This window comes from Nocardia sp. NPDC006982, assembly GCF_042869435.1.
GTDB lineage: Bacteria > Actinomycetota > Actinomycetes > Mycobacteriales > Mycobacteriaceae > Nocardia.
In genome coordinates, this window is record NZ_JBIAFV010000063.1 from 1 (window position 1) to 5,202 (window position 5,202).

The following is a 5,202-nucleotide window of genomic DNA, read 5'->3' on the forward strand; positions in this document are numbered from 1 at the left end:
GCCCTCAACGCCCGCGCACGACCATGGGTCTGGGGTCGACCCACCCCGAAACCAAGGACCCTACGCCGTCGTTTTATCTACCACCTTTAAGGAACGCAGCACTAGAGTGTCATACCGTTTTCCAGGAAGTCGAGAACCTGCACGATCTTCTCTAGGGTGAAAGGGTTGCGGCCGATAAACGCCATCATGGCCCCGCTCATTGCGCCTGCCAGCACCCGCACCTCAAGGTCCTCCGTGGTGTGGCCGGTCCGCCGAGCCGTGAGCTCCGCGATCAGATCGATGCTGCGTTGGAATTCCCGGGCGACGGCGCCGCGTAGTTCGGGCTCCGCGTACAGCAGTTGCACCCGCTCTTTTTCGAAGGCGAGTTCCTCCGGAGTGAGTGCCTCAAATGATTCGATGGTGGCCTGACGGAACGCGGCAATGGTGGACAGCTCCTTCGGCTGGCGCTCGAAAGCCTCGATCATTATCGGGTCGAGGTCGTCGGCAAGCGCCACCTGTTCCTTGGAGGGGAAGTAGCGGAAGAATGTGCTGGGTGAAATGTCGGCCGCGGCGGCGATCTGCTCGACCGTGGTCTCAGTGTAGCCCTGTTCACGAAACAGCCGGAATGCCTCGGTTCGGATGGTGCGGAGGGTGCGTTCCTTTTTTCGTTCCCGCAGGCTGCTCCCGGACGGTGTGTGTTTGACACCGTCCGGGAGCGTCGCGGACTTCGATTCAGCCGACATGAGTCGATTGTCCCGTATCGATGGCAACCGGTTCGTCGGGCGCCTTCGGGCGGGTCAGGAGGATCGCAATGAACGCGGCGGCCACGCAGATTCCCGCGCATACCCAAAGCATGGCGCTCATGCCATCCACGAACGCGGACTGCACGTGGCTGAGCAGAACTGGATCGCCGACCGTGCGTGCCACGCCGACAGCCGCGTTCACACCGTCGGAGATGGGTTCGCGGTTCAGGTCACCCAGGCTCGACCGGTACTGGGTGGCGAGAATGGTGCCCAGCACTGCCACACCTATGGTGCCTGCCGCCTGCCGAAGCGCTTGAAGCAGAGCCGATCCGGAGCCCGCGCGCTCGACGGTGAGGTCGTCCATTGCCAGGCCCATGGCGGCGGGCATCACGAATCCCATGCCGATGCCGAGCATGACCAGGGCGATCGCGGCGAAACCGTAGGAGGTGTGTGCTGTGATCAGCGCCGCGAGGGCGAGACCGCTTGCGAGCAAGGCGAATCCGGTGGTGAGCACGATCCGCAGCCCCGCCTTCGGGAGCAGCTTGTCCACCACCCGGGCACCCACTGCCAAGCCGCCGATGAGCGGCAGCAACCGCAGGCCGCTGCCCAGCGTGTCGGCGCCGAGCACTGCCTGGAAGTACTGCGGCATCGTGAAGAACAGGCCGAACATGGCGAAGTTGACCAGGATCATATATACGGTGCCCCAACGGAATCCGGGTGCGGCGAAGAGCGCGAGGTCCACCAGCGGATGTGCGATTCGGCGCTGCCACAGTAGGAAGGAGCCGAGCATCAGCGCCCCGGCAACGATGGTCGCCCAGGCTATTCTGTCACTCCAGCCCTTCTCACCGCAGCGAATGAAACCGTAAGTGATGGCGCTCATGCCGGCTGCAGAGAGCAGCACGCTGGGCAGGTCCATAGGGTAGGAGTTCACGCTGCGTGATTCCGGTACCAATAGGGCTACCGCCACCGCGCCGACGATCACCAGCGGCACATTGAGCAGGAAGGCCGAGCCCCACCAGAAGTGCTGCAGGAGCCAGCCGCCCACGATCGGGCCCAGGGGCAGGCCGATGGCGGTGGACATTGTCCAGATGGTGAGAGCGCGCTGCCGTTCAGCCTGCTCGGGGAAGAGTACGGGCAGCACTGCCATCGACAGCGGCACCATGGTCGCCGCAGCCACCCCGAGCACCATGCGCCCGGCGATGAGCTCGCCGGAGGAGGTGGAGAAGGCGCAGACCACGGAGGCCGCGCCGAACAGCAGTAGAGCGGCGAGCAGGAACTTCTTGCGGCCGTAGCGGTCGCCGAGCGCGCCCGCGGGCATCATGACGGCGGCCAGGGCCAGGGTGTAGGCGCTACTGAACCACTGTAGGGCGGAGGTGTCGGCGTGCAGGTCGACGGCGAGGGTGGGCAGCGCCACGGTGAGCACAGTGACGTCGAGGCCGATGGTCAGCATCGCCACAGACAGGGCGCCGAGTGCCAGCCAGCGGCGCATTCCCGGAGCATCCATGAGAGTCCCAATCAGTTGGCATCAACTCGATAATGAGAGCGTCTCGTAATTGGCTGTTTCTGTCAATGCTTGACGCGGTGTGGAACCTCGCTGTTGGCGTCACGGGAGTACGCGTCTCGGGCAGGAGGTTTCGGCTCTGGCCAGCAAAAGATGGCTAGCTTATGAAGGTTTACATCGGCGAGCCGCCGGTCGACGTGGCTGTCGTTTGCCACCCCGTTGTGGGACATCCCGTTGCCAGTCAGGGTCTCCCGGTCTACGCACAACCCACCCGCATCCAACCGCGCCTGGTACGGGCTACCGAGGTTGGAAGGAACATCGCCTGGTTGGGGTAATCGGTCGGTGTGGCTGCCAGGGCAGCGGTAAGCAGGCTGATTGAGGCGTGGATAAGGACCGGATCGGTCGTGGTTTCAGCATGGCTCAGCATCCGGGTAGCGAGATCGGCTTGGGCGGAATCCTCCGCAGAAACACCAAGGACCACGCGCAGCGGCTCGGGGATCGTCTCGAGGTCCTAGGTCAGGGCTCCCAGGAATACGATGGCGCGGGCCAACTCCGGAAGATTCCGGTCGGCGGGTAGGGCGTCGTGTCTACAGAAGTACAGCCATCACAGGGCGTGATCAGCTGCTGCCAATCGCCGATTGCCTTCGGGCGCGAGGTGATCACCGGCAGCCAGCTGCGCGGCGTGCCACAGCACGGCGGCCTGGCCCTATCTGCTCCTCGGCGTCCTGGGGTGGCCCGCCGCTGCCATTGGCGTCGGGATCGGTGTCATCAGGTAGGTCCACGCCCTTGCCGCTGTCACCGATCTGACCGCTGTGTCCGAAGGCGCCCTCGACGCGCACGGCCGCACGCTGGGTGTTGCTCTCGGTGTTGCTGAACACGACCGCGCCGGGCCGCTCACCCTCGCCGAGGGGCAACAGTTCACCGCCCTCATACACAAAGGACGCCCACCTCTACCGAGCCAGCTTATCCACACCTCCGAACGCAACTCCTTCCGATCACCACCATCGGCTGCCAGGATGTTTGTTATTCGCGGCGATGCTGGCCCTCGGGCGGTCCGCGAATGTCCGCATCTGCCGAATTGTGCGTTACCCAGGAGAAGTGCGGCAGGTCGAAATCCCGCCCGATGTAGCCGGCATGGCGATCCAACACGAGTGACTATCTCTACCCCATGAGGCGGGCCGGCCCTGGAAGAGTGAAACCGCACCCCTCTATGGTCACGTGCGCGACGTATTGTGACCGACCAACATATCTGTCACCTGATCACTATTTCTGTCACCAGGCTTGGGTGCTTGTCGCGACGGATGCGACCTCGGTATTAGATGGCGGTTCCCAGGTGTTATCGGCGGCCGTGGCGGGAAGTGGAGCCTTTAAGGTCTCCAGAAGTCCGGGTCCGGTTTCATCGATGGGTTTCCAGCCGAACCCCGACCAGCGTCCTCATTCGACCGTCGCCACGGTCGGATCGTGGCACCAGCCCACCGCGGATCAGCTATGAGGCCAACGGCAGCTTCTTGACCAGCTTGTCCACTCGGTTACGCGGGCCGATGATCCCGACCGCGTAATACGACATGCGGTGTTGTCCGGCGCGGGCGAGGGTGTCCAGGTATTCGCCATACACCCGTGTGCGCTGCGCCTGGCTGGGCATGTCAACGACGAACGTGCCTCCGCCAGCAGCCGCCTGATCGCGTAGGGTGCGGAGTTCGGCGCTTTCGGCGGCCAGGATGGTGCACCCCGCCCATGGCAGACCAGGATGGACCTCGCCTGAGGCATCTCTCCCGTCGGGGCCGAGCAGACCCGGGACCGCCGCGCCGATCGCCGCCGCGACACACACCGCCGCGTTAATCGCCCGCCCCGGCGGCAGATCCGCATCGACGATCACCACCCATTTCAGGCGGGCCGCGCGGGTCGGCTCATCGATCCTGATCTCCTCGGGTGCAAAACCCACCTCCACCTTCGTATCCGGCTGATTCGGCATCGTAACATCTTCCTAACTTCATGCAATTGGATTGCCTGGAAGGTACGTAGTGGTTCAATAGGATGCAATCAAGTCCGTACTTAGTTCGGATCAAGGAGCCTTTTGATGGATATGGACGAACTTGATAAGGCGATCCTGCGGGAGCTCCAATCGGATGCACGGCGCACCAACCGCGACGTCGCCGCCGCAGTCGGGGTCTCACCCACCACCGCGCTCGAACGCACCCGCGGGTTGACTCGGCGCGGGGTGATCCGCGGTGCGCTGCTCGATGTGGATTTGCCTGCCTTCGGGCGGCCGGTGCAGGCACTGATAGCGGTACGGATCAGACCCCCCTCCCGGCGAATGATCGAGGGTTTCCGGCAGTGGGTGTGTGGTCTGCCCGACACGCTCGGCGTGTTCGTCACCACCGGCGCCGAGGATTTCCTCATCCACGTCGCTGTACCCGACAACGACAGTCTGTACGCCTTCGTTATCGACAAACTCACCGAACGCCCTGAGGTCGCCGATGTCCGTACTTCCGTTGTGTACGAACATGTCCGCAACACTCGGATCGCCCCCGCATCCGAACCCGCCTCCCGCCGCCAGAATCTGTAACCGGCTGATCTCCGCGGGGCAGGCACGAGTACCTGCCTTACTGGGTCGCCCTGCAATACCAATTCTCATCAAGCCGCAGCTGCGATCGTGCCTTCGGATCCGCCAAGGCCCACAGGATCGGCATCCCGGCCGGGGTGCACACCAGATACAAGCGCAACCCCAGAAGAACCGCGAATGCGATCCACAATAGCCGTAGCCCGCCCATCCAGCGATCTCCGAACGCCGGACTGTCGGGCGGGACATGCCGCACGGCACCGGTGTCGAATCAGCGATCCAGCAGTCATCCAGCCAGAAATCGGTGTCCCGGGCCAGCATTCGGATCACCCGCTTGACCAACCCCAACGCGTTGCGCAGGCGCTTGTTGTAACCGGACTGCTGCGGCAGGTACCCGAACATCCCGGCCAGGTGCTTGC

Annotated in this window: 5 protein-coding genes and 1 pseudogene; 1 reads left to right on the plus strand and 5 read right to left on the minus strand. The window is 63.9% G+C overall.

Features of this window, described 5'->3' with window-relative positions:
* Positions 1–101: 101 nt before the first annotated feature.
* From ACFYOW_RS49285 to ACFYOW_RS49300, 4 genes are all read right to left on the minus strand, one after another.
* Positions 102–722 carry a TetR family transcriptional regulator gene (locus tag ACFYOW_RS49285; RefSeq protein ID WP_387299070.1) on the minus strand — a complete coding sequence of 207 codons (621 nt, stop codon included), beginning with the start codon at positions 720–722 and terminating at the stop codon, positions 102–104.
* Complete coding sequence (locus tag ACFYOW_RS49290) at positions 712–2,226, minus strand: MFS transporter (protein ID WP_387299071.1); 1,515 nt, start codon at positions 2,224–2,226, stop codon at positions 712–714. Before ACFYOW_RS49290 ends, ACFYOW_RS49285 begins: the two co-directional genes overlap by 11 nt.
* Positions 2,227–2,882: 656 nt before the next feature.
* The gene (locus ACFYOW_RS49295; protein ID WP_387299073.1) at positions 2,883–3,158 is read right to left on the minus strand and encodes a hypothetical protein; all 276 of its coding nucleotides are present in this window, start codon (positions 3,156–3,158) and stop codon (positions 2,883–2,885) included.
* A gap of 551 nt (positions 3,159–3,709) precedes the next feature.
* On the minus strand, positions 3,710–4,195 hold the full coding sequence (locus ACFYOW_RS49300) for a DUF2000 domain-containing protein (RefSeq protein ID WP_387299075.1): 486 nt from the start codon (positions 4,193–4,195) through the stop codon (positions 3,710–3,712).
* A 105-nt stretch (positions 4,196–4,300) separates the two neighbouring features.
* Here ACFYOW_RS49300 and ACFYOW_RS49305 point away from each other — a divergent pair, with 105 nt between their 5' ends.
* On the plus strand, positions 4,301–4,789 hold the full coding sequence (locus ACFYOW_RS49305) for an Lrp/AsnC family transcriptional regulator (RefSeq protein ID WP_387299077.1): 489 nt from the start codon (positions 4,301–4,303) through the stop codon (positions 4,787–4,789).
* A 91-nt stretch (positions 4,790–4,880) separates the two neighbouring features.
* Here ACFYOW_RS49305 and ACFYOW_RS49310 read toward each other — a convergent pair.
* Positions 4,881–5,202, minus strand: a pseudogene (locus ACFYOW_RS49310) (IS982 family transposase); the annotation flags it as partial.